The sequence below is a fragment of the uncultured Fibrella sp. genome (assembly GCF_964250085.1).
In the GTDB taxonomy this organism is placed as follows: domain Bacteria; phylum Bacteroidota; class Bacteroidia; order Cytophagales; family Spirosomataceae; genus Fibrella.
The window spans coordinates 162,325-185,802 of record NZ_CAXUEC010000005.1 but is presented as its reverse complement, the minus strand read 5'-3'; the positions used below and the strand labels follow the sequence as shown (position 1 = coordinate 185,802).

General features: G+C 54.1%; 19 protein-coding genes. 11 read left to right on the top strand and 8 right to left on the bottom strand.

The features are described from left to right. Positions 1-9: 9 nt before the first annotated feature. Together ACFE8Q_RS17690 and ACFE8Q_RS17685 are read right to left on the bottom strand one after the other, a co-directional pair. A complete protein-coding gene (locus ACFE8Q_RS17690) occupies positions 10-1,740 on the bottom strand; it encodes a RagB/SusD family nutrient uptake outer membrane protein (protein ID WP_375446752.1) in 1,731 nt (576 codons plus the stop codon). A gap of 152 nt (positions 1,741-1,892) precedes the next feature. Further along, positions 1,893-5,045: a SusC/RagA family TonB-linked outer membrane protein gene (locus ACFE8Q_RS17685; protein WP_375446751.1), complete on the bottom strand. Its 3,153-nt coding sequence runs from the start codon at positions 5,043-5,045 to the stop codon at positions 1,893-1,895. Between the two features lie 436 nt (positions 5,046-5,481). Here ACFE8Q_RS17685 and ACFE8Q_RS17680 point away from each other — a divergent pair, with 436 nt between their 5' ends. Next, positions 5,482-6,681 (top strand): glycoside hydrolase family 88 protein, encoded by a 1,200-nt coding sequence (locus tag ACFE8Q_RS17680; protein ID WP_375446750.1) that lies wholly within the window; start codon positions 5,482-5,484, stop codon positions 6,679-6,681. A gap of 92 nt (positions 6,682-6,773) precedes the next feature. Here the strand turns inward: ACFE8Q_RS17680 and ACFE8Q_RS17675 are convergent, their stop codons facing one another. Further along, the gene (locus ACFE8Q_RS17675) at positions 6,774-7,631 is read right to left on the bottom strand and encodes a maleylpyruvate isomerase N-terminal domain-containing protein (protein WP_375446749.1); all 858 of its coding nucleotides are present in this window, start codon (positions 7,629-7,631) and stop codon (positions 6,774-6,776) included. 219 nt (positions 7,632-7,850) lie between these two features. Here ACFE8Q_RS17675 and ACFE8Q_RS17670 point away from each other — a divergent pair, with 219 nt between their 5' ends. From ACFE8Q_RS17670 to ACFE8Q_RS17655, 4 genes are all read left to right on the top strand, one after another. Then, on the top strand, positions 7,851-8,765 hold the full coding sequence (locus ACFE8Q_RS17670; protein WP_375446748.1) for a dihydrodipicolinate synthase family protein: 915 nt from the start codon (positions 7,851-7,853) through the stop codon (positions 8,763-8,765). A gap of 110 nt (positions 8,766-8,875) precedes the next feature. Next, positions 8,876-9,880: a 4-hydroxyproline epimerase gene (locus ACFE8Q_RS17665; protein ID WP_375446747.1), complete on the top strand. Its 1,005-nt coding sequence runs from the start codon at positions 8,876-8,878 to the stop codon at positions 9,878-9,880. A 114-nt stretch (positions 9,881-9,994) separates the two neighbouring features. Next, entirely contained in the window at positions 9,995-11,242 is a 1,248-nt protein-coding gene (locus ACFE8Q_RS17660; protein ID WP_375446746.1) for an NAD(P)/FAD-dependent oxidoreductase, read from the top strand. Positions 11,243-11,708: 466 nt separating this feature from the next. Beyond that, on the top strand, positions 11,709-12,257 hold the full coding sequence (locus ACFE8Q_RS17655) for an RNA polymerase sigma factor (protein ID WP_375446745.1): 549 nt from the start codon (positions 11,709-11,711) through the stop codon (positions 12,255-12,257). Positions 12,258-12,373: 116 nt separating this feature from the next. Here the strand turns inward: ACFE8Q_RS17655 and folB are convergent, their stop codons facing one another. From folB to ACFE8Q_RS17640, 3 genes are all read right to left on the bottom strand, one after another. Further along, complete coding sequence (folB, locus tag ACFE8Q_RS17650) at positions 12,374-12,724, bottom strand: dihydroneopterin aldolase (protein WP_375446744.1); 351 nt, start codon at positions 12,722-12,724, stop codon at positions 12,374-12,376. An 11-nt stretch (positions 12,725-12,735) separates the two neighbouring features. Beyond that, positions 12,736-13,641, bottom strand: coding sequence for a DivIVA domain-containing protein (locus ACFE8Q_RS17645; protein WP_375446743.1), 906 nt, complete (start codon positions 13,639-13,641; stop codon positions 12,736-12,738). Positions 13,642-13,755: 114 nt separating this feature from the next. Continuing rightward, positions 13,756-14,670: a WD40 repeat domain-containing protein gene (locus ACFE8Q_RS17640; protein ID WP_375446742.1), complete on the bottom strand. Its 915-nt coding sequence runs from the start codon at positions 14,668-14,670 to the stop codon at positions 13,756-13,758. A gap of 128 nt (positions 14,671-14,798) precedes the next feature. On the opposite strand from ACFE8Q_RS17640, the gene ACFE8Q_RS17635 reads away from it, so the two are divergent. Further along, entirely contained in the window at positions 14,799-15,431 is a 633-nt protein-coding gene (locus ACFE8Q_RS17635; protein WP_375446741.1) for a 4'-phosphopantetheinyl transferase family protein, read from the top strand. 8 nt (positions 15,432-15,439) lie between these two features. On the opposite strand, the gene ACFE8Q_RS17630 is transcribed toward ACFE8Q_RS17635, so the two are convergent. Further along, a complete protein-coding gene (locus ACFE8Q_RS17630) occupies positions 15,440-16,678 on the bottom strand; it encodes an NAD(P)/FAD-dependent oxidoreductase (RefSeq protein ID WP_375446740.1) in 1,239 nt (412 codons plus the stop codon). A 122-nt stretch (positions 16,679-16,800) separates the two neighbouring features. Between ACFE8Q_RS17630 and ACFE8Q_RS17625 the strand changes: the two genes are divergently transcribed. The 3 genes from ACFE8Q_RS17625 to uvsE all read left to right on the top strand — a co-directional run bounded on the left by ACFE8Q_RS17625 (position 16,801) and on the right by uvsE (position 19,569). Next, the gene (locus ACFE8Q_RS17625; RefSeq protein ID WP_375446739.1) at positions 16,801-17,904 is read left to right on the top strand and encodes a DNA/RNA non-specific endonuclease; all 1,104 of its coding nucleotides are present in this window, start codon (positions 16,801-16,803) and stop codon (positions 17,902-17,904) included. Between the two features lie 169 nt (positions 17,905-18,073). Then, a complete protein-coding gene (locus ACFE8Q_RS17620) occupies positions 18,074-18,505 on the top strand; it encodes a peptidylprolyl isomerase (RefSeq protein ID WP_375446738.1) in 432 nt (143 codons plus the stop codon). Positions 18,506-18,609: 104 nt separating this feature from the next. Further along, positions 18,610-19,569 (top strand): UV DNA damage repair endonuclease UvsE, encoded by a 960-nt coding sequence (gene uvsE / locus ACFE8Q_RS17615; RefSeq protein WP_375446737.1) that lies wholly within the window; start codon positions 18,610-18,612, stop codon positions 19,567-19,569. Between the two features lie 130 nt (positions 19,570-19,699). On the opposite strand, the gene ACFE8Q_RS17610 is transcribed toward uvsE, so the two are convergent. Beyond that, positions 19,700-20,653 (bottom strand): alpha/beta hydrolase family esterase, encoded by a 954-nt coding sequence (locus ACFE8Q_RS17610; RefSeq protein ID WP_375446736.1) that lies wholly within the window; start codon positions 20,651-20,653, stop codon positions 19,700-19,702. A gap of 277 nt (positions 20,654-20,930) precedes the next feature. Here ACFE8Q_RS17610 and ACFE8Q_RS17605 point away from each other — a divergent pair, with 277 nt between their 5' ends. Continuing rightward, positions 20,931-21,773 carry a sugar phosphate isomerase/epimerase family protein gene (locus tag ACFE8Q_RS17605; protein WP_375446735.1) on the top strand — a complete coding sequence of 281 codons (843 nt, stop codon included), beginning with the start codon at positions 20,931-20,933 and terminating at the stop codon, positions 21,771-21,773. Between the two features lie 223 nt (positions 21,774-21,996). Continuing rightward, positions 21,997-23,238: a low temperature requirement protein A gene (locus tag ACFE8Q_RS17600; RefSeq protein WP_375446734.1), complete on the top strand. Its 1,242-nt coding sequence runs from the start codon at positions 21,997-21,999 to the stop codon at positions 23,236-23,238. The last annotated feature ends 240 nt before the right edge of the window (positions 23,239-23,478 follow it).

Here is a 23,478-nt window from a genome sequence, read left to right as displayed (position 1 = left end):
GATTGAAGATTATAACCAGGGTATGTTCTGGGTGATTTTTGAGTTTACCTCGATTTCGCTCGGCGGAATCTGGAAGATGTAGTACCGCTGGTAGGTACGCAGGTCGGCGTTGACGAATTCGTCGCGGACGCGGGTACCCTGGGTGTCGAACAGGACTTGTCCGCTTGGCGCAGGCCAGATTTCTTCGGCTTTTTTCCAGCGGCGGATATCGAAGAAGCGTTGTCCTTCACCCACCAGCTCAATAATCCGCTCCTGCTCAATGGCCTTGAAAAACTCGGTCTTCGAGGCAAACTTGGCGGCGTTCAGCGGGGGCAGATTACCCCGGCGACGAATGCGGTTGAGCAGCGTGAAGAGTTCGGGCGTTGGCCCACCATTCACTTCATTGACTGCTTCGGCGTACATCAGCCACACGTCGGGCAGGCGCATCAGGTAGATGTCCTGTGGTCCGTCGCTGCGGCCAATGCCTCCGGTTTGACGTACCCATTTGCGGAACACATAACCCGCCGGTGCGCCGTCGTAGTTGATGGCGGTTACCCCGTCGCGGTTGCCGAACCGGAACGGCAGGCTGTCGGGCAGAACGGTGAGGCCATCGGTTGAGAGCTGCACCATTTTCTGACCGTCCCACACCATCGTGGCCCGCATGCGGTAATCGCGGCCTTCGTATGATTTCGGGTTGGTCGCACTGTTAAGCAACGTGGTAGTACGGCTCAGGACCAGTGGGGGCGCAAAATCGCCGGTGCTCGTCAACTGGTAGCGGTTGGCCAGCCGGAATGTAGGCGCCACCCAAACCTGGCCGAAGCCCGTGTTACGGTTACCAAAATCGCGCGATAACTCTTCGCCCTGACTGAGCAGCGGCCCGCCAAATTGCACCGAGAAGATAATTTCGGGGTCGTACTCGTTGAAGTACTGGAACAGATGCCAGTAGTTTGGATTGTCGGCCGGACCTGGATCGCCGTTACGGAAGAGCGGAATGTTCTTGTCGATAACCTTCTTAAAATCAGCCGCAGCCGCCGTAAAGTATTTCTGCGCTTCGGAGGCGTTGCCATCGTTTTTCATCCAGCTAGCCCAGAACAGGTTCACTTTGCCGCTGAATGCCCAGGCGGCCAGCTTCGACGCCCGACCAAGGTTATCGCCCGAATAGGTTTCCGGCAAAATGGACGCGGCATAGGTCAGGTCGGCCAGGATCGAATCCTTAACGGCAGCGCGGGGCGTGCGGATGAGGGTATACGCCTCGGCATTGCCGTTCAGCTTATTGGTGAAATAAGGCACGTCGCCCCACAAGTCGATCAGCCGGAAGTAGTTGATGGCCCGTAAGAAACGGGTTTCAGCTACAAGCCGATTCATCAGTGCCAAGTCGGTAGGAGACGTCAGGGTCGACCGCAACGTACCTATATTACCCAGTACGTAGTTGGCCCGGTTGATGGCCCGGTAGCAATCGCCCCACAAAAACCCGAAGTTGCCGTTAGAGCCCAGCGCACTCGGGCTGAACGAGCCCTGGTTGTTGCTGGTGCCGCGCGTGTGCATAAACTCACCGGCACCGTCGAAATAATAATCGCGGTCGAAGGTGGTGCGGTTGGCGTCGTAGACACCGTTTACGGCAGCAACGGCATCGGCGGTCGTTTTCCAGAACAGATCAGCCGATAATTGGGTGGTGGGCACCTGGTCGAGCAGATCCTTGGTACAGGCCGCCGACACAAGCAGCACACCCACCAGCATATATACTTTATACAATCGATTCATGATAAGAAGAAGTGGTCATTTGTGGTCATTTACTTCGTGTCATTAGGTGGTCATTATACTCCGCTGTCATTAAGTAGTCATTGGTGGTTTTGCTACAAATGACCATCAATGACAGCAAAGCATAATGACCACCTAATGACAGCGAAGCATAATTAAAAGCTGAGGTTTAGACCGAACGAGTACGATTTCAGCAGCGGGAATGGATCGTCGTTGTTATCCGCACCCGACACGCTGGTACTCTTTTCGGGATCAACGCCCCGGTACTTACTGAATGTCAGCAGGTTTTCGGCCGTGGCATAGATCCGCAGCTTACTCACACCGATGCGGCCGACATATTTGCTGGGTACGTTGTAGCCAAACTGAATGTTTTTGAGCCGCAGGTAGCTGAAATCATCCAGCCAGAAGGTTGACTCTGCCTGGTTGTTGCCCCCCGAACCGGTGAGCAGACGGGGCAGCGAAGCACTGCGGTTGTCGAGGGTCCAGGTATCGTTCCAGAGGAAATCCTGGAAGGCGTTCCGGGCCGACGGAATGTTGACCTGGTTGAAGGGTTCGAGCCAGAAATCTTTGCGGCCGGTAGCCCCCTGCCACAGCACGCTCACATCGAATCCGCGCCAGTTGCCAAACAGGTTCAGTCCGTACGTACCCAGCGGCTGATCCCGGTTGAACTTCGGCTGGGCGATCCGGTCTTCGTCGTTGATCTGTCCGTCGCCGTTCAGGTCTTTGTAGAGCACATCGCCCGGCGATACGTACTGTCCCTGGTAAGGTGCGGCGGCAATGTCTTCCCAACTTTGGGCAATGCCCGTGGCCACGCGGGTGTATACGAAGTGATAGGGGAGGTTCAGGTACGTATAGCCTTTGCTAAGAAACTCGTTCCATTCCAGCAACTTGTTCTTGTTCCAGGCCATGTTCAGCGTGGCCCCTACGTTGGCATCCCGCACTTTGGCCCGGTACGTGACATTCACCTCCAGACCCGTATTGCTCAACTGCCCGATGTTGACCCGGGGCGCGTTGTAGCCCGACAGGAACGAAGACAGCGACGATGGCCGGATCATGCCCGACGTCAGTTTGTTGTAGAAATCAATGTCGGTCGTCAGTTTGCCGCCGAAAAAGGCCAGGTCAAGACCCACGTTGGTCACGTTGGTTTCTTCCCACGAAAAGTCTTCATTGATGATCTTCGATGAGCTGAACCCCTTGGCAATCTTTCCGTTCAGGATGTAGTTGGTCAGGTTGAAAATGTCGCGCTGTTCGTAGCGGCCAACGCCCGAGTTGTTGCCCAGTTTACCAATCGACGCCCGAATTTTGGCCGACGACACCACCGCGCTGAACGGCTTGAAGAACGGCTCTTCCGAGAAACGCCAGCCTACCGACGCCGACGGAAAGAACCCATACTGGAAGCCCGGCAGGAACTTGCTCGACCCGTCGTAGCGGGCGTTCACCTCAAACAGATACTTGTCGTTGATCACGTAGTTGAGGCGACCGATACCCGACCGAAGCCCCTCGGCGTCGGAATTGCCACCGGCTGATTGGGTAGTTGTCAGGGCCGCGTCGATCTCGCTCAGTAGCGGGTTAATCCGTTCCAGCCGGCTGGCCGACAGGTTGCGGTTGAACCAGTATTCTTCCGTATATGCACCCAGTAGCGTCAATTGGTGATTGCCAAACAGCGTTTTGCTGTAGGTAAGTCGGCCCTGCAACAGCGTTTTATAGCCCGAGTTGATAGCGTTGCTGATTCCCGCGCTGCTCGACACGAGGTTACGCGACAGTTGGTTGGTCTGGAAATTGAATACGTCAGTGGGGTCCGAATAGCTCTTGGTGAACTGATTGTAGTACCGCAGGCCGTAGTCGAGCCGCGCCGTCAGACCCGTAATGGGCGTCCACTCGCCGTAGAGGTTGGCGTTGATTTCCTGCCGGTCGCGTAGGTTATGGTTTACGCTGTAGGCCGCCAGTGCGTTGAAGGCCAGTGCATCTTCACCGTAGGCCATCGCGCCACCATACTGGTCCGTGGTCGGGTTTTGCGGCAAAATGCCCGGAATTGCATACCGGATATCGTACCCGCCGGTGCCTGAATAGGCGATCAGCCCTTCCGAGTTGGCATACGTCTGGTTCGACCACTGCCCGTCCATCCGAATGCCCACTTTAATCTGGTTGCTGAGCTTGTAATCGAGGTTGAACCGGGTGTTGAAGCGCTTGAAATCGTGGTTGATCAGGATGCCCTGCTCATCATACATGCCCGCCGATAAGTAGAAATTTGCCCGATCGTTTCCGCCGGATGCCGACAGGTTATGAGTCTGTATTTTACCGTGATCACGCAAAACAACATCCCACCAGTTGGTGCTGGGGTAATTGATCGGGTCAATCAAACTCTTTGATAACCAGTCGTCTACCGTGCCATAACGAAACGTTGTTGAGGAAGCACCCGCGCCTGAAGCCCGCAAATGCATGGTCAGCGAACGGGCGTAATCGTCGAAATAGTTGTAGAAATTGGTTGGCTGCGAGAGGCCATACGTACCTGAGTAGCTGATGAGGGGTTTCTTGTTGCCCGACCCGTTCTTGGTCGTGATCAATACCACCCCGTTGGCCGCCCGCGACCCGTAAACAGAGGCCGACGCCGCATCTTTCAAGACCGAAATGCTGGCCACGTCGTTCATGTCGATCCGGTTGATGTCAACATCGGGCAGTCCATCAACCACGATCAGCGGCCCCGAGTTGTTTACCGTACCCAACCCCCGAATAACCAGCGCCGCGCCGCTGCGCCCCGCCTGCCCGGTCGATTGCTGCACCGATAAACCCGGAATCAGACCCGACAGCCCCGACGACACGTTGGCTAATGACCGGCTCGCGATCTTGTCGTCGATGGTGATGGCGGCAACGGCACCCGTCAGGTTTTCTTTTTTCTGCGTACCATAACCCACAACCACCACCTCGTTGAGCAGCTTGGTATCGGGAGCCATCGCCACATCGAGGGTTGTTTCGCTGGTGATCGCTATTTCTCTGGCCAGGTAGCCAATAGCCGATACCACCAGCGTAGCCCCGCCATTGGGAACGCTAATGGTAAACTTTCCGTCGACATCGGAGGTCGTACCCGTACGGGCGTCGTTTTTCAACACCACCGTAGCACCGGGCAACCCGCTATTTTTTTCGTCCAGCACCCGGCCACTAAACTTGTAGGTTGCCACTTGCTGCGTGGGGGCAGACTGTCCTCTGCCGGGTGGAACAGTCTGGCCAACCGCCACACCGCTGATCAGGGCAAGTGCCAGCCAGCTACATGTTGTCGGAAGCAAGAGATTCATGAATACAGTTTTTTGCATGAGTTTATTGGTAATAGGGCTGAGTAATGGACTACACGGCCACCCGATACGTGCCCCAGAAAGAGAACAGTAAGCAGCGTAAAGGACAGTCGTAGTGTCGGCTACCAACGCAGTTGAGCTAGGCTATTGGGCATCGACAAAGCAATAGTAGTAGGTATGTGACAATAAAATAATGGAATAGTATCAATTGGAGCGATCAATCCACCCTTTTGAACGCTCTGTCACCCGGCTGAACAATTTGTCCTCCTCCATGAACATTGGACGTACCCAGTAAAAAAATAGACGATACTAAACTTGCAGTATCAAATTCTAAAAGCTCCAACTGTGAGAAAAGATAGAAGCACGTTGACCCTGGCCGAAGTTGGATCGCTGGTATTAATCGTTAGTTTGTTGGTATATATGCTCTCCATTTTACTCTGACCAGTCGCCCTACCTCATGAAAATTACGCTACGCACCACGGCCTGTCTGCTCGCCATTTGCTACCTGTCGGCTTTCGTGCCGCAGCGCCTGCTGAAAACCCTGTTCGATCAGGCCCAGCAGCAAACACGCCTGATGCTGGTCGAAATGGCCAACGTACCCCAGACCGCCGGAAAACCAGCCCTAGTGTCGCCCCGGACCCTCACGGCAGAAGGCGCTTTACAAGCTGTAGCCGCCCGCGACTGGACCAGCGGCTTTTTCCCCGGTGAATTGTGGTACCTCTACGAATACACCGGCCAGAAAGAATGGGCCGATCAGGCGCGTACATTCACCAACCGGCTGGAGAGCGAAAAAACAAACGGCGGCACCCACGACATGGGCTTCAAGCTGTATTGCAGCTACGGTAACGGTTACCGCCTGACGCGTGACCCGGCCTACCGCCCCATCCTCATCGAAGCGGCCAGGACATTAGCCACGCGGTTTAAGCCAACAGCGGGCATCATTCGCTCGTGGGATCATCATAAAGAGGTGTGGCAGTGCCCGGTGATCATCGACAACATGATGAACCTGGAACTGCTCTTCGCTGCCACCCGCCTCACGGGCGATTCAACGTTCTACAAGATCGCCGTCAGCCACGCCCGCATGACCATGAAAAACCATTACCGGCCCGACAATAGCTCCTACCATGTGGTCGATTATGATACGCTGACCGGGAAGGTGCTGAAGAAAAATACGCATCAGGGCTTCAACGACGAGTCGGCCTGGGCGCGGGGGCAGGCGTGGGGGCTATACGGCTATACGGTCTGCTATCGCGAAACAAAAGACCCACAGTTTCTGAAGCAGGCTCAAGCCATTGCCCGCTTCATGCTCGATCACCCGCGTATGCCCGCCGATCTGGTTCCGTATTATGATTTCGATGCGCCGGGCATTCCCAATGAGCCCCGCGACGTGTCGGCGGCGGCCATAATGGCGTCGGCACTTTTTGAACTAAGCACCTACGTACCTGGAACGCCATACCGCGCCAAGGCCGAACAGGTTATCACGAGCCTGGCTAAAAGTTACGCGTCGCCTGTTGGCAAAAATCACGGTTTCCTGCTCCTGCACAGCACCGGCGCCAAAACCTTTGAACGGGATGTGCCGCTCGTCTATGCCGACTACTATTACCTGGAAGCGTTACTACGAGCCAAGAAAATAGGCGATAATAAACCGTTGTTTTAGACTTGTTACCAGTTGTAGCTATGCCATATCTTGGAGATATGGCATAGCTACAACTGGTAAAGCCATGACGTAAATACCTTAAAATGAGATAATTACATCATTACCGATCGCATCGCCAGTACCGGCCACCCCAACGCCTCGTCACCGTCGATCTGAACGTGTAAAGATGCCTCGTTGGCCAACAGGTTCCGGGTTAAAAGCTGCCAGGCAAATGACCGGTCGATGCGAACGAGCGTGTCGGGCGAAGAACCACCATCCAGGTTGCCTTCATCGGTTGGTAGCAGTTGCCAGGCGTCTTTTTCGCGGCGTAAAAACCAGTCGCCATTTGACAGGTCAGCTACCGAAATCTGAAGCAACGTACCTGTAGGGGCGGAGGTGTTGCGGTAGGCGAACGGCAACGCCTGCATGAACGTGTCGAGCACAGGCTGATACAACTCGCTGGTTTCCAGTTCCTGCGTTTGCCCAACGGCCAGCCGTATCTGCTGTTGATGGTGCCATCGTTCGGTGTATTCGCGGGCTATGTGAAACCAGTTGGGCGACACAGCCTGCCCGGCCCAGGCAACCGAAAACACGGCTGGCTCGTTGGGCGGCAACGCCATAAGCAACGCGTCACCTTCACGTTCCGACTGGTCTAGCCAATCGATCAAAACTGCCGGGCTAATCCGCCGCGTGGCACGTACCCAGTCGTTGTTGAGTTGATTTAGGTAATCGACCAGGTCGCGGTACGAGCGGATAGATGGCGTACCGGGCGCAGCATAGCCGTCGCGGTAGAGGGCAATCGTTCGCAGCGACCCATCCAGCAAGTGCGATGCGATATCTTTCACCGTCCAGCCTGCACAGACGGTTTCGCGCTGCCACTCATCGGCCGATAATCGCCGGAGTAACTCGATCAATTTACGATGCACTACCGGAAAGAGCGGAGCAGTCTGAATGGGTGGATATTGCTTCATGGACTAAATATATTCAACTGCTACAAATGAACGCAAGGAGTCACCGGCAGATCGTGGAGTTGCCAAGAATATTCGGCCTATTTGTACGACTTTGCCTTGGTTATTGCTCTTTTGTGGTGAAGATAGTATTAGAATTGCTCAACCAGGAGGCATCCCGGTAGTCGCTCCCAGTTGTACTTTTGATTAACTATTTGTTCTACTTGCAAACTGCTATACCGCATGAACGTACCTGTGAAATGGGAGGGGGTCTATCCCGCACTACTGACGCCTTTTACGGCCAACGACGAACTGGATCTGCCGCTGTTTGAAAAGAATCTCCACGCCCAGCTCGACGCAGGTGTGCATGGTTTTATCCTTGGCGGTTCGCTGGGCGAGGCCAGTACGCTGGGCAACGACGAGAAGATCGAGTTGTTACAGTCGGCCCTGGCGGTGTGCGAAAGCAGCGTTCCTGTGTTGGTCAATATTGCCGAGCAGGCAACGAAACAGGCCATTGCCCGCGCCCACGAAGCAGAAGCCAACGGAGCCGACGGCCTGATGCTGTTGCCGCCCATGCGCTACCCCGCCGATGCCCGCGAAACGGTCACGTATTTCAAAGCGGTTGCTTCGGAAACGGCGTTGCCTGTTATGATCTATAATAATCCATACGATTACAAGATCATGACTACCGTGGCCATGTTTGAAGAACTGGCCAGGTTCGATAACATTCAGGCCGTAAAAGAATCGACCCGCGACCTGACCAACATTACCCGGATGCGCAACGCCTTCGGCGATCGGTTCAAGCTCATGGGTGGTGTGGACACCCTGGCGCTGGAAGCCCTGCTTCTTGGCTGCGATGGCTGGGTTGGCGGCCTGGTCGATGCGTTCCCGCAGGAAACGATGGCTATTTATGACCTGGCCAAAGCCGGGCAGATCACCGAAGCTCTGGCCATCTACCGGTGGTTTATGCCCCTGCTCGAACTGGATATCCACCCCAAACTGGTGCAGTACATCAAACTGGCAGCCACCGCCACCGGCATCGGCTCTGAATACGTACGCGCCCCCCGCCTCCCATTGATCGGCGACGAACGTACCCAGGTCTGGCAAATCATCCAAACCCAACTAGCCTGTCGACCAACCTTACCAATGATCAAGTAACAATGACCAGTTATCAATGGCTACGCTGAGTAACCCTGTCTTGCGAGGCAGGCTGTATATGAGCGAAGCCATTGTTGATTGATCATTGTTACTTGTTAATTGACCTCCCTATGCCTGATTTTCATTTTTTCTGCATTGATGCCCATACGTGTGGTAACCCTGTGCGGGTGGTTACGGGGGGCAGCATTCCGCACCTCGTCGGTGAGTCGATGAGCGAGAAGCGGCAACATTTTTTGCGCGAGTACGACTGGATTCGGAAAGCGCTGATGTTCGAGCCGCGTGGCCACGACATGATGTCGGGCAGCATCCTGTATCCGCCCAACAACCCGGCCAACGACGCGGGCGTGCTGTTTATCGAAACATCGGGCTGCCTGCCCATGTGTGGCCACGGCACCATCGGCACCGTTACGGTCGCCATTGAACAGGGCCTGATCGTTCCTAAAACGCCCGGTGTCCTGTACCTCGAAGTGCCCGCCGGTTTAGTGAAAGCCGAGTATGTGCAGGAAGGCAAAAAAGTGAAGTCGGTAAAGATCACGAACATTAAATCGTACCTCGCCGCCGAAAAACTTACCGTCGACTGCCCGGACCTGGGTACGTTGACCGTCGATGTAGCCTACGGCGGCAACTTCTACGCCATCGTTGATCCGCAGCCCAACTTTCCGGGCCTTGAACACTACAAAGCAGAGCAACTCATTGCCTGGGCGCGGGTTGTGCGCCAGCGCATGAACGAACAATACACCTTTATTCATCCCGAGAATCCAACCATCAACGGCCTGAGCCATATTCTCTGGACGGGCGCTCCGTTACAATCGACCTCAACGGCCCGAAACGCGGTATTCTACGGTGACAAAGCCATTGATCGTTCTCCCTGCGGCACCGGTACGTCGGCCCGGCTGGCGCAGTGGTACGCACAGGGCCGGTTGAAACCCGGCGAAACGTTTGTGCACGAAAGCATTATCGGCTCCATTTTCAACGGCCGGATCGAGGCGGAAACTGAACTCGGCGGTAAGCCCGCCATCGTCCCCAGCATTGAAGGCTGGGCGATCATCCACGGCTACAATCATATCATTCTGGACGAAGCAGATCCCTACCGGTTCGGTTTTCAGGTTCTGTAATCGGTAGTTTGGCAATGGATGGTTGCTCCGCTCAGGTACGTTGTTACATAGAGCGGAATATTTACCCATTTACCAGATTCCTCATTTCTCAATCACCCATTACCCATTTACCATATGCATATCGGCATCATTGGAGGAGGCATCATCGGGCTTAGTTCGGCTTACTACCTGCATCAGGCAGGCCACCAGGTCACGGTTTTCGATCAGAACAAGATCACCGATGGCTGTTCGTTCGGCAATGCGGGAATGATCGTGCCGAGTCACATCATTCCCCTGGCCCAGCCCGGTATGATTGCCAAAGGCATGCGCTGGATGTTGAACTCGACCAGTCCGTTCTATGTAAAACCCCGGCTGAATCTTGATCTGATGCGCTGGGGCTGGCTGTTCTACCGCCATGCTACGCCCGAACATGTCGAACGCGCTATTCCCGCCCTGCGCGACATTAGTCTGCTGAGCAAAAAACTGTATCAGGAACTGGCTTCGTCAGGTACGTTGGCCCCCTTTGGCTGGCAGGAGCGGGGCTTGCTGATGTTGTACAAAACGGCCGCTGCTGGGCATGAAATGGCCGACGAAGCCACTGTTGCCAATCGGGCGGGTATCGAGGCGCAGGTGCTGTCGGCTTCGCAGGTGCAGGAGATGGAACCGGAAGTCCGCGTAGACGTTCGTGGGGCCGTTTATTACCCTGGCGACGCGCACCTGAACCCCGGCAACCTGATTCATGGGCTGGTAACGTACCTGAAAACCAATGGTGTTCAGTTTGTAGAAGAACAGGCCGTGACGGGATTTGGTACAAAGGGAACACGCATCGACTCCGTTCAGACCGGCAAGGGGGAGTATGCCGTTGACAATGTGGTTGTAGCGGGTGGCTCCTGGTCGCCTGAACTGGCCAGACTGCTGGGTTTTTCGCTGCCCTTGCAGGGTGGAAAAGGCTATAGCTTTATGCTGAATAACCTGACTGGCTCTGTTCAGGTACCGGCTATCATGCTGGAAGCGCGCGCCACGGCCACGCCAATGGGCAACGGACTGCGCTTTGCCGGTACGCTCGAAGTCGCGGGCACCGACCAATCGGTGAACATGAACCGGGTACGGGGCATCGTGGCGGGAATCCGACAGTATTATCCCGAGCTACCCGTTGAACTCCCTAAAATAGACACTGTCTGGAAAGGACTGCGGCCGTGCTCGCCCGACGGACTTCCTTACATTGGCCGCGTTGACCGGTTCGAGAACCTGACACTGGCAACCGGCCACGGCATGATGGGCCTGAGCCTTGGTCCCGCCACGGGCAAGCTGGTAGCCGAAACGATTACCAGTCAGGCGCTTAGTATGGATCCCGCTCCCTTTCTGCCCACTCGCTTTTCGTAATATTATCGCCCATTTATGCCGCCTGCCTGATTACGAAAGGCTACAGGAGCGCCCGCCCGTAAGCGCGTTTGCCTGTAATTATGGCTGCGTATGTGTTTGGCTATATCCTGCATATGTCACTGAAACGGCTGTCTATATAGTGGAGAGCGATTTCCATTTTGTGGACATAATGAATGTATAAGATCTTATCATATGATATTTATGACGTTAAAATAATATAAATAAGTATTTTTAAATTACTGATAATCAATTAGTTGAAATACATTAAATAAAATTAATTGTATTTAATGTACATACATGGAATCTAAATGCATCAAGTTTGCGTATGAATATTATTCCTGATAAATCGATAGGATAACTGTTACAAAAAGTAGGTTAGTCGTTCGGTTTACAGCCTCATCGGGATACCATCACTTCTTCAATTTGACCGCTTATCAGTCGAGTGACACTGATATCGTTTTTTTGTATGAAACAAGTATACTCAGATGAGGCTATCGTGGCCGCCTTCCTTAGCAACGGAGACGCCAAACTATTCACCGAACTTCACAACCGCTACCACTTAAAAGTTTACCAGTCGTGTCTACAGTTTCTTCATAATCCCGAAGAAGCGCTGGATCAGACGCAGGAAATATTCTGCAAGGTATATACCCGTCTGTCCACGTTTCGGGCAGAAGCCAAGTTCTCGACCTGGCTATTCGTACTGACGCGCTACCACTGCCTGTCAGTACTCGACAATCTCAAAAAACGCACGTTCGTCTCCATCGACTCCGTCGTTGACTCGATGAGCGGGCATGTATATATGGACGAGCCGTCGCTGGATGAGCGGTGGAACCGGGCCGAGCAAACACTCGATCGCTTATCTGTTCAGGACCAGCAGTTGCTTCGTCGGCGGTATCTGGCCAACAAGGATGTGGCCACGCTGGCTACTGAAGCACGGGTGAGCGTGAGTGCCATGAAAATGCGGCTCAAACGGGCGCGCGATCAGGCAAGATCGTATCAACACGATCGGTGCTAAATCGAAAATGTCATTAAGTAGTCGTGGTGCTACGCTGTCATTGGTAGTCATTCGTTGCTTTTTCATAATGAATGACTACCAATGACAGCGTAGCACCACGACTACTTAACGACATTTTATTCTCGTAGGGTGATGCGCGCCCGGTGGCAAACGCCGCCGATTGGCGGATTGAATTTGGATACGCTGACCTCTACGCTGTCTACTGCCGGAAACTGCTGCCTGATATCGGCGATCAGGTTGTGGGCGATGTGTTCGAGCAGGCGGGCGGGGCGTTTCATGACCGCCGCCGTAATCTGGTAGAGGGCTTCATAGTTGACAGTGGCACTCAGCCGGTCGCGGCGGGCCGCTTCCGAAAAGTCAGCAAAAACGGTGATGTCAACGGCGTATTTATTGCCAATCTTTTGCTCCTCGTCGTAAAAACCGTGATAGGCAAAAAACTCAAGTCCTTCTAAAGCGATTGTCCCCAAAATAGTGCTGATTAAATCTGGTCGAAGAACGAACCGCCCTTTTTCTCTTCCGGTTCAGCCTGCGCCACCTGTGGTTCGGGCGGTATGCTTCCGGCCACATACTGCGCCGACGCGTCGGCCCCGGCGAGTGAGTTCGGCTGGTCTGTTTCCTGCGCGTTGGTTGGCAACTCGTCGGGAACTTCCGCATCAGCCGGCAGGTCAGGTACGTTGGTCGTTATCTGGTCAACGGCCGACGGCTGATAGCTGTCTGGTGTGTCAGTTGTTGCTGCGTCAGCGGTTGTTTCCGGCTGTGAATCGCTACTTTGTGGCTCACCGGGGGCGGGTAGTTGGGCAGCAGGCGTTTCGGCCTGGATAGGGTCGGGGGTTACCTCATCGAACTTCTGTTTGGCCGACTGGCGGGCAAACTTCTTCTCGAAGCGATCGACGCTTTCCATGGCATTGGTAGCCAGCGCCCGGATCTGCACCATCAGGTTGTCTTTGTAGCGCTCCATAGCCTTGAAATCCTGTTCGAGCGATTTCAATTCGACCGACAGGTTTTCCCGAACGTACCTGGCCTGATTCTCGGCATCCTGAATCATCACCGCCGATTTCTTTTTGGCCGCTACCAGTTGCTCGTCGGCTTTTTGGCGGGTTTCGGCAATATACTGTTCGGCCTGCCGGTTGGCCTGTTCGGCAATCTGGGCACTATTATCCTCCGCGTTTTTCAGCGTTCGGAACAGGGTAAGTTCAATCTCTTTGAGTTTGTTCAGCTCTTTCTCGGCCAGTTCAAGCTGCATTTTCAGCATCTTGCTTTCGCCAACAACACGCTCCCATTCCTGCGACAACGACGATAAAAAAGCATCGACATCGTCGACTTTATAGCCACGCAAACTTTTTTCAAACGTATGCTGGCGAATTTCAATTGGTGTAATTTTCATGCGTATGGTATATATCCTAAAGGAAGAGTCCAGTTTTCGGGCGAGCCAGTCGCCCGCTCACTAGGGGAAATAACAACATAATTTCTGACAAAATAGGCTTTCTTACCCAATTAGTTAGCCGATAACCTCCCAAACGGCTACAGTCCGGTCATCACTTGCCGTTGCAAAGGTCGTGCCCGACAACCACAACACCTTATTAATCGACGTACTATGTCCGCCATGCCGGGCCCGGTCAATCACTTTTCGGAGGCGAAGTGTGTCGGCATCCCAGATTTTTATGGTCTTGTCCATGCTCACGGTGGCCAACCACTGCCCATCAGGGCTAAATGCCATATGATTCAGCGCATAGAGGTGGGCCACAATGTCGGCTTCGGGGTAATAATCGGCCTCCACGTCCCAGGAGCGCAGGTGTGCGTCGCGCCCACCCGCCAGCAGATGGCGGCAGTCGGGCGAGTAGGCAACGGTAAAAACCGAGTTTTCAGGGCCAGCTAACGTCCGTTTTAAATCAAGGGTGAGGAGATCGAAAATACGAATCTGATTGTCGCTGTAGCCCACGGCCACTTCGCGCTCAACCGGGTTGATCGCCACACAGCGAGCCGACTGGGTGGATGCTTTGAGGTGTTTGCGGATGGACCGGCTGGGTACGTCGAGCACCACCACAACGCCATCGCCCAACGCGACAAAGGCTGTCTGCTGGTAGATCTGAATGTCGAACAGCGCACCAGCCGTTAGTTTCAGCGACCCGACGGTCAACTTCTGAACAGGGTCGATAAATTGAATCCCTTCGTAGTTTTGTCCCACCCACAGAATGCCGCTTTGAGGCTCTATGGTCAGGGCATAGACCGACGCCGGAATGCGGGCCACTAAGGCTCCCAGATCGGGGCGGGCTACATCCCAGTCGGCGACCTGCCCATCGGCTCCGGCGGAAAAAAAATGCCCCGCCTGCAACGACGATGTCAGCGCAAAAACACTGTCGCGATGCCCGCCAAACGTGTCGAGGCGTTGAATCTGAAGTGAGGCTGGTTTCAATTTTTCTAACACGATTAACGGATACGCGCTACTATTGCGGATCTCCGGGATTTCTACTGCGTTGCAAAAGTAGTCGCTTCCCAACCGATAAAGCCCTATTTCTGCTACTATAGGTTCAAAACCAGCCCATGCCTCAGGTTTCCACCCAACTCAATATTCCCGACTGCGACCTGATTCGGTGGCAGATTTCAGAATCTGAAACGACGCTCGCCCAACAACTCGTATTGACCCATGAAGAAAAGCTTGACCTGGGCGGCATTGCACATCCGGGGCAACGGCTGGAATGGCTGGCGTGCCGGGTAGCGCTTAAAACGCTGGTCGATAATCGGGGAGAAACGTATGCCGGGTTGTGGAAAGACGAGTACGGGAAACCGCATTTGCGCGGCCTTACGGGCCATATTTCCCTCTCGCACACGCCCGGTTGGGCTACGGCCGTCTGGCACCAGACAAAGCCCGTCGGCCTGGATATCGAACCTATTCGCGATCAGTTCAAGCGGGTAGTGCCCAGGGTATTATCCGCCTCTGAAATTGCCGACGCCGACGGCCAACCCGACCGCCTGGCCGTATACTGGTGCGCTAAAGAGGCCCTGTATAAGCTCTACGGCAAACGGCAGCTAACCTTCCGCGAACACCTGCTGGTAGAGCCTTTTGAAACGGGAGCCACCCAGCTAACCGGCTACGTTCGCCTGCCCGACCATAACGAAACGCTCACTCTTTACTGCCTGCACGTCGAACCCGGCCTGCTGATCGTAGCGTGTTAGTTGATTGGTTACTGGCCAGTAACCAATCCCAGGTGCGTCCCGGCAACGTACCCGGTTGTCCAGGCGTTCTGAAAGTTGAAGCCGCCCGTAACGCCGTCGACATCAAGTACTTCGCCGGCGAAAAACAGACCCGGATGGGCGTGGCTTTCGAGCGTTTGCGGGTCGATGGCACCGAGCGAGATACCGCCGCAGGTGACAAATTCGTCTTTAAACGTGCTTTTCCCCGCCACGGCAAACTGACTGTTTCCGATGCGTTCGATCAACCGGTTCTGCATTTTACCGGGTAAATCAGCCCAGCGAAGACCTTCTGTAACACCCGCTTCGGCGCAGAAAGCCTCCCAGAGCCGGGCGGGTAAACCAACCGGATTCTGCGAGGTCACCTGCTTTTTTGGGTGTTGTTGCCGGAACGTACCCATTACCACGCGTAGCTGATCTTCGTTTTTATCGGGTAACCAGTTGATCCGCAACGTGAACCGATAGCCACAGTTGGCCAGATCACGCGCCGCCCAGGCCGATAATTTCAGCACCGCCGGTCCGCTGAAACCCCAGTGGGTGATGAGCAACGGGCCACTCTGCTGCTGCTTCGTACCCACCACCTGCACCCGCGCCATCGGGACCGAAACGCCCGCCAGATCCAGCAACGGATTATCCGGCGTATTGAATGTAAACAACGAAGGAACAGGCGATTGCAGCGGTTCGGCCTGCTCGGGCATCCACCCGTAGGAGGGAGCCTGCGGATAACCGCCTGTGGCAACCAGCACCCGGTCTGCCTGAGTGCGTTCCCCTGTCAAAAGGTGCAGGACGTACCCACCGGTTGCCAGCGGTTCGAGCCGTTCTACGCCGCAACTGGTCTGAATACGAATGCCTAGTTTCCGGGCGGTACCCAGCAGGCAGTCGATAATCGTTTCCGATGAATCGGTTGTCGGAAACATGCGGCCATCGGCTTCGGTTTTCAAGGGCACGCCCCGGCCTTCAAACCAGCGCACGGTAGTGGCCGTATCGAACTGAGTCAGCAGAGGACGAAGCCAGCGGTCGCCTCTGGGGTAGTGGGTGACCAGTTTTTTATGGTCGAAACAGGCGTGGGTCACATTACAGCGTCCCCCGCCCGAGACACGTACTTTTTGAAGTACCTGACGGCCTTTTTCGTAGATTGTTACGGTGGCAGTAGGGTCGGCTTCGGCCGCCGCGATGGCACCAAAAAAACCAGCCGCTCCCCCCCCGATAATTGCTAATTGACGCGAAGACATACGAGGGTAACAGTGAAGGTTGGGTTTCAAGTTTCACTGTTACCCTCCCAACCCCTCCCGGAATGCCGGACCACCGTTTGGGAGGGGTTGGGGTGGGGTAACAATTCATGTAGCTTTGTCATATGTTTCTTCGATTCAAAATTCGCGCCTCTCAACGCTACACTCGCCGGGGTTTTCGCCTTCGCGGCAATACCCTGCTTCTTCTGTTCGGTTTCTTTATGGTCGGGCTGTTCCTTCATTACAAAGGACGTACCGAACCGGTGGTTGCCTTCTGGAACGACGTGCGCAGTTTGCTGGGTATTGGCCGTTCCACCCGCGAACGTACCGGCCACAATCCATATAAAGCACCTGAACCTCAACAACCAGACGGTAGCGCTTCAGACGAAGCAACGGACGACCGAACGGCGGGTCAGGGAAGCGAAGCGTCGGACGATAACAGCACGGGTGCCGACAATACCGGAAGCTCGACTAAAAGTGCCGAAAAACGGACCTCCGGCAAGCTGTTCGACTTTGAAAAACAGGTTGACTTCATCCTGCCTTCGGGCCACACCGATGCTGAGCTTATTCGGCACGACGGCTACACGTTGCGCTACGATGATGATCTAAAAAACCCGGTTTGGGTGGCTTATCCACTACTTGCCTACGAAATCACAGGCGACGCCGAGCGTGATAATGAACGCTTTATGCCCGATCCAACCGTAGATGGTGGCACTGCCCTGCCAACTGATTATGTGAAATCGGGCTACGATCGGGGGCATCAGGCACCGGCGGGCGACTTCAAATTCTCGCAGCAACTGATGAAGCAATCGTTCTTGATGAGTAACATTTCGCCGCAGGCGCCGCAGTTTAACCGGGGCATCTGGAAATCGCTCGAAGAACAGATTCGGGCCTGGGCTCTGCGCGACGGTGGCCTGTATGTGGTCACGGGGCCGGTGTTGCGGGCGGGGTTGCCAACGATTGGTCGTGCCAACGAAGTAGCGGTGCCCGACTCGTTTTATAAAGTGGTGCTTTACTGCCGCAAAGGCGCGTCGCCGGAGATTCGGATGATTGGTTTTTTGCTCAACAATGAGCCATCCAGCGAACCGCTGACATCGTTTGTCGTGCCTGTCTCGACAATTGAACGGGCCACCGGACTTCGCTTTTTCGACAAGATGCCCGACGACCTGGAGCGGCGGTTAAAAAACCAGTCGCGTAGTCAGATGGTAAGTCAGTGGTTTGATAATTGATGTCGGATTCAGGATGTCGGATTGGGGATTTGTTGCTGACACCCGAGTACGCTTGCGTCAGCAACAAATCCCCAATCCGACATCCTGAATCCGATAAAGTGAGCGTGTTACCCTGCCTGTTCGGGAGTGGTTTCTTACCTTTACAACTCAACAAAAACGCACACAACTTATGGCACAGGCACAAGCTGGGGATACCGTTCAGGTACATTATACCGGTACGCTAACCGACGGCACCCTGTTCGACTCATCGCAGGGCCGCTCGCCGCTGGAATTTACGCTCGGTAGCGGGCAGGTTATCAAAGGGTTCGACGATGGTATCACGGGTATGGCTGTGGGCGAGCACAAAACCATCAATATCCCGGCTGACGAAGCGTACGGATCGGCCAATGAGGCGATGGTGTTCACACTGAACCGCACCGACATCCCCGACGAGATTCCGCTCGAAGTGGGCATGACCCTGAATATGCACGAAGATGGCAATCCACAACCCGTTCCTGTCATCGTTCGCGCTCTCAGCGATGACTCGGTAACGCTCGACGCCAACCACCCCCTCGCCGGCCAGGACCTGACGTTCGAAATCGAATTGGTGGGAATTAACTAAAGTTTACTGTTTGCAGTTTACTGTTTTCTGTTGCGCTGCTAATTCACGACATGGGCAATTAGCAGCGCAACAGAAAACAGTAAACTGCAAACAGTAAACTTTTTATGTCCAACGTTGGGTACGCCTGCATCAATCTGACTTTGCAGGTTGAGGAAAAAATAACTACCAGCCGGGGAATGATCAAAAAGACATTCACCGAGAAGGGTATCCAATACGCCTCACAACTGGCGTTGCAGAATGTACGGGACCTGCTGAAAATAGTGGACTGGAACCTGGCACATGGTTTTCGGATTTTTCGCATGTCGTCTGACCTGTTCCCGTGGGCGTCTGAATACCGGCTGCACCAGCTACCCGATTTTACCGAAATCCGGGCAACACTGGAAGAAGCAGGTGCCCGGCCTATCCGGCTCACGTTTCACCCCGGCCCCTTCAATCACCTCGCCGGGCAGGGCAAAACCCTCGACAATACCGTTACCGATCTGGAATACCAGTCGGAGGTGTTCGATGTAATGGGGTTGCCGCCGTCGCGCTGGAACAAGATCAACATTCACGCTGGCGGTACCTACGGCGATAAACTGGCCACGCTGACCCGGTTTGCCCATAATTTCAAGACGCGCCTATCCGAGAACCTGCGCGCCCGCCTCACCGTTGAAAACGACGACCGCCCAACGCTCTATACCGTCACCGACCTGCTGTTTCTCTATGAACAGATCGGTACGTCGATCGTTTTCGACTATTTTCATCACTCGCTGAATCCCGGCGACCAAACCCAGGAAGAAGCGTTTCACACGGCCTACGACACCTGGGATGTGCGGCCGGTTATGCACTATTCCGATTCGCGCCGCGACTACGAAGACCCCAAAGCCCGCAAGGAAGCCCATGCCGACTGGCTCTATACGGCGGCCAATACTTACGGCCGTGAGGTAGACATTGTCTTTGAATCGAAGATGAAGGAATTGTCGATTCTGCGCCTGCGCGGCCAGGAACCCGATTATTCACCCAAGATGCGGAAGCTGATCGAAGCGTCGGCCATAGCTGCCGATGCCGCCGGAACAACAGACTAACAGGTGTTTGCGCAGGAACTGGTTCAGCAGTAAAACAGCGTCTTGATTTTGCTCTCGACCTGGCAGTGCCGAGCCTGTCGGAGGGATACGACGTCAGCTATAGCGTGTAGAAGCGACCGCCCATCCGCATTCATGGTAGCGGGTGGGCGCTGAAGAATGTCCAGATGATGTCGTTGTTAACAAAGGCTTCTGAGGGCGGGTCGCCGATGCGGCGGGCGGCTTTCAGACCACCGGGCCATGAGTGGCCGCCGTCGCTGGTGAGGTAGTACTTGATAACGGCGTCGCCCGCACAGTCTGACCAGGAATAAAGGACATAGCTGGCCGTTTGCCTGGTAAGCTGTTTCTGGCTTTTGCAAGTCGCCAGTTGGGCAAAAACAGCCAGCGTACTATCCACCGGCGTATTCCACTGCCGGTTGATGCTTCGTGCCCCGACTCCACCCACATAAGGTACGTTACGGTCCTGTTGCGAATGCACGTGCAGGATGGGCATGACCCGGGCGGGTCGGCAGGGAGATTTTACCTGCATTGTACCGGAGTTGGCCGCAATGGCAGCCAGTTTATCAGACAGTTCGCAGGCGAGCCGGTAACAGAGCATTGCCCCGTTTGAATGCCCGGTAGCGTAAACTCGTTTCGAATCAATTTGGTAGGTAACCGCCAGTCTGTCAATAAGTTTGCGGATGAAGCCAACGTCGTCGGTCTGGTCGTTTGTCGCAATCTGACCGCAACAGGAACCCGCATTCCAGGTACGTAGGCCAAGCAGGCCGGGGTTCTGTCGACCGTCAGGGTAAACCACGATGAACCCTTCCTGATCCGCTTTTTCGCTTAGCCTCGATTGGGTTTCAAACTGCCTGCCGCTACCGCCGCCGCCATGCAGGGCAATAACGAGCGGTAACGGTTTTTTAGCGCTGGCATAGGCAGGCGGCAAGTGAACGGTGTAAAATCGGGTCTGGCCATCATGCCGCAAGGTATCGACGAGGTTGGTATGAGCGATCAGTGGGCGGGAGACCTGCCGGGTGGTTCTGAGTACAGGCGCGTTGGTCAGGAGTGTGGTGCAAATCAGTGTCGTGATGAGCCGTATTGTCATGGGTTTTCAGACGATTAACCGTGTTGGTAATGAGCAGGGTAGGGGATTTATAGCGCAGTCAAGGTAAGCCATTTTGTGTATTCCTGCCGTGGGTACCGGGAAAAACGGCGCAGATCGCCTTTAACAGGTACGTAATGCGACTTGTTGGCGATAACCTGACCCGCATTGCCTAACGCCCAAACAGGAAAAAACGCCGCTATAGAGTACAGACAGTGTGGTGTATGCTTTTAGTAGCTGAAAACGATCGTAAACCATCTTACCCAATCAAGTATAAACCGTGAAAACAAGTGTACTCATTTTCGCCTTTCTGCTGAGCTTAGGCTCAGTTCAGGCTCAGAAAAAGGTGTTTCCCCAAACGCCCGGCATGGTCTCATATACTTACCGAAATAGCTTCTCGAAGAACGTACCCGCCACGCTCGACACGATCAAAGCACTTGGTATTACCGATATGGAGTTTTCGAACCTGTTTGGTAAAACGGCCGCCGACCTGCGGAAATACCTCGATGAACGGGGCATGAAGTGCTCGTCGTTTGGCGTCGGATATCCCGATTTGCAGAATAAGCTGGCCGAGGTTGGGCAAAATGCCAAAACATTGGGAGCTGAGTATGTACGGGTGGCCTGGGTACCGCATAAAGGACCGTTCACGCTCGAACTGGCCAAGCAGACAGTAGCCGATTTTAATACTTTTGGCAAGCAGTTGAAAGACCAGTTCGGCCTTACATTCTGTTACCACAACCACGGCTACGAGTTCGAGAAGTACGATGACGGCACGCTGATGGATTATATCATCCAGAATACTGATCCCAGGTACGTTAGTTTCGAAATGGACATTCTCTGGACGTTCTTCCCTGGGGCCGACCCGGCTGCTTTGCTGGCTAAATACCCCGATCGGTTCAAACTGATGCACCTGAAAGACCTTCGCAAAGGTGTTGTCGGCAACCTGTCGGGCGGTACACCGGTAGAGAATGACGTGGCATTGGGTACCGGCCAGATCGATCTGGCGACGATATTGAAAGCAGCCCGGAAGTCAGGGATTAAGCATTTCTATATCGAAGACGAAAGCCCGAGCGTTGCTACGCAGGTACCGCAGAGCATTGCGTACCTGAAAAATCTGAAATAGCAGACTAGCTGCTCATTCTGGCTACCTGTTTGTTGTGAGCGGCATTCGTATCAGCGGAAATCCCGCTGATACGAATGCCGCTCATTTTTATTTTGCTTAGGTTATCAGCGGCCTGTGCTCGGCTGGGTACGTTCGTTGCCCGGCGGAGTAGAATAGATTTAGCTGACGCTCGTTGATGAATTGTGTTGTATGCAGACAACCGTCAACAACGTGTATACTGTCAATGGCCGACCAGAACGAAGCGAAGCGTAACGTACCTCAGCTACGCACCACCGAAGCAGGTGGTGAACGGCGAACAACCTGGGCTGAGTTGCTCAACGATCTGGCGTACACGACGATCATCATGCAACTGGCCATGCGCCTCAATATGACCATATCGATGGTTGACCTGCTGGAATTTCTGTTGCTCTACGTACCTATCTGGTGGCTCTGGAACGGACAGGCCCACTACTCCACTCGATTCGACAACATAAACGATCAGACGCATCGGCTACTAAGCAGTGCGCAACTTATCGGTCTGTTTATTCTGGCCGCGTCGATCCAGAAAGCAACGGCCAACTTATCGATGGTCTATGCCCTGTCGTATGCGAGTGTGCGCAGCATTTTACTCATCGACTATATCCGGGCGTGGGTCTACGTGCCTCAGGCGCGGCCCTACACGCGGGTCATCCTGATTGGCTTCTCGGTATCGGTACTAATCTGGATCGGCTCGGTGTTTGTCGATGCGCCGTATCGCTATGTTGTTTGGGCTGTAGCCCTGCTTATCGAACTCACCACTCCTTTGACATCGGGCGGTAAGCTACATGTTCAATTTCCACCCGATGTCAGGCATTTGCCCGAACGATATGGCCTGTTCACGTTACTCGTACTGGGTCAGGCGGTATCTGGTGTGGTAATGGGCCTTGTCGACAGTGGGTTTGCGCCCAACGCTATTCTGGCGACGGTGCTGGGGGGCATAATTATTGTTGGCCTGTGGTGGGCCTATTTTGACCGTCTGGATGACGATGCGGTTCGTAAACTTACTCAAAACGGGAACAACAGGCAGAAAGCCGGTCAATCATCAGTCCATCAGTATACAGTATGGCTTTACACACACCTGCCGTTGACTATGGCCCTGACCCTCAGTGGCGTAGCCCTTATGCATGCAATCAGAGACGTGAACAAACCGACGCTGACGTTCAGTAATCGCTGGCTATTGGTGGGCACTGTTGTTACGTACCTGCTTGCCGAGGCAGTCATTAGCTTGACGACGCTAAACTCCGGACCGGCTCACGAGAGTTTTCGGCGCGGTATTATTGTGCGGGTCACATCGGGTGTGATGCTGTTGCTGGTAGGGCTATTCACTCAATTGAGTACCCTTGCTTTGCTGGTTGTGGTGGCAACCGTTATCACAGGCCTGATTCTTGCCGATCAACTTTCGCCGGAAGCCCCCGATAGCACCGAACGTGTAAAAGAAGGCATGTAAAATTTACTTACTTAATTTAAAGTACTCGTAATCTCCTTCAAAGTTGCCTCTTAGCCATTAACAATATTCATTATTTTTCCACTGAATAATAATAAATTGCCCGGTTTGTCTTTAAATGTGTAGGCTACTTTTCCGTATTTTTCATAATCTACTACTAAATAATTTTCGTACTGCTTATTTGAGCGATAATAAAATAAAGAGCCTCCTTTAACTACTATATAGCAATTTCGACAGGGAGCT

Bases quoted from the DNA above. Each gene is read 5' to 3' on its own strand.
- ACFE8Q_RS17625 (WP_375446739.1), top strand. From the start codon at position 16,801: ATGTTTCTTCGATTCAAAATTCGCGCCTCTCAACGCTACACTCGCCGG.
- ACFE8Q_RS17675 (WP_375446749.1), bottom strand. From the start codon at position 7,631: ATGAAGCAATATCCACCCATTCAGACTGCTCCGCTCTTTCCGGTAGTG.
- ACFE8Q_RS17690 (WP_375446752.1), bottom strand. From the start codon at position 1,740: ATGAATCGATTGTATAAAGTATATATGCTGGTGGGTGTGCTGCTTGTG.
- ACFE8Q_RS17655 (WP_375446745.1), top strand. From the start codon at position 11,709: ATGAAACAAGTATACTCAGATGAGGCTATCGTGGCCGCCTTCCTTAGC.
- ACFE8Q_RS17660 (WP_375446746.1), top strand. From the start codon at position 9,995: ATGCATATCGGCATCATTGGAGGAGGCATCATCGGGCTTAGTTCGGCT.
- ACFE8Q_RS17630 (WP_375446740.1), bottom strand. From the start codon at position 16,678: ATGTCTTCGCGTCAATTAGCAATTATCGGGGGGGGAGCGGCTGGTTTT.
- ACFE8Q_RS17670 (WP_375446748.1), top strand. From the start codon at position 7,851: ATGAACGTACCTGTGAAATGGGAGGGGGTCTATCCCGCACTACTGACG.
- uvsE (WP_375446737.1), top strand. From the start codon at position 18,610: ATGTCCAACGTTGGGTACGCCTGCATCAATCTGACTTTGCAGGTTGAG.
- ACFE8Q_RS17610 (WP_375446736.1), bottom strand. From the start codon at position 20,653: ATGACAATACGGCTCATCACGACACTGATTTGCACCACACTCCTGACC.
- ACFE8Q_RS17665 (WP_375446747.1), top strand. From the start codon at position 8,876: ATGCCTGATTTTCATTTTTTCTGCATTGATGCCCATACGTGTGGTAAC.
- ACFE8Q_RS17680 (WP_375446750.1), top strand. From the start codon at position 5,482: ATGAAAATTACGCTACGCACCACGGCCTGTCTGCTCGCCATTTGCTAC.
- ACFE8Q_RS17635 (WP_375446741.1), top strand. From the start codon at position 14,799: ATGCCTCAGGTTTCCACCCAACTCAATATTCCCGACTGCGACCTGATT.
- ACFE8Q_RS17645 (WP_375446743.1), bottom strand. From the start codon at position 13,641: ATGAAAATTACACCAATTGAAATTCGCCAGCATACGTTTGAAAAAAGT.
- ACFE8Q_RS17685 (WP_375446751.1), bottom strand. From the start codon at position 5,045: ATGCAAAAAACTGTATTCATGAATCTCTTGCTTCCGACAACATGTAGC.
- ACFE8Q_RS17620 (WP_375446738.1), top strand. From the start codon at position 18,074: ATGGCACAGGCACAAGCTGGGGATACCGTTCAGGTACATTATACCGGT.
- ACFE8Q_RS17600 (WP_375446734.1), top strand. From the start codon at position 21,997: ATGGCCGACCAGAACGAAGCGAAGCGTAACGTACCTCAGCTACGCACC.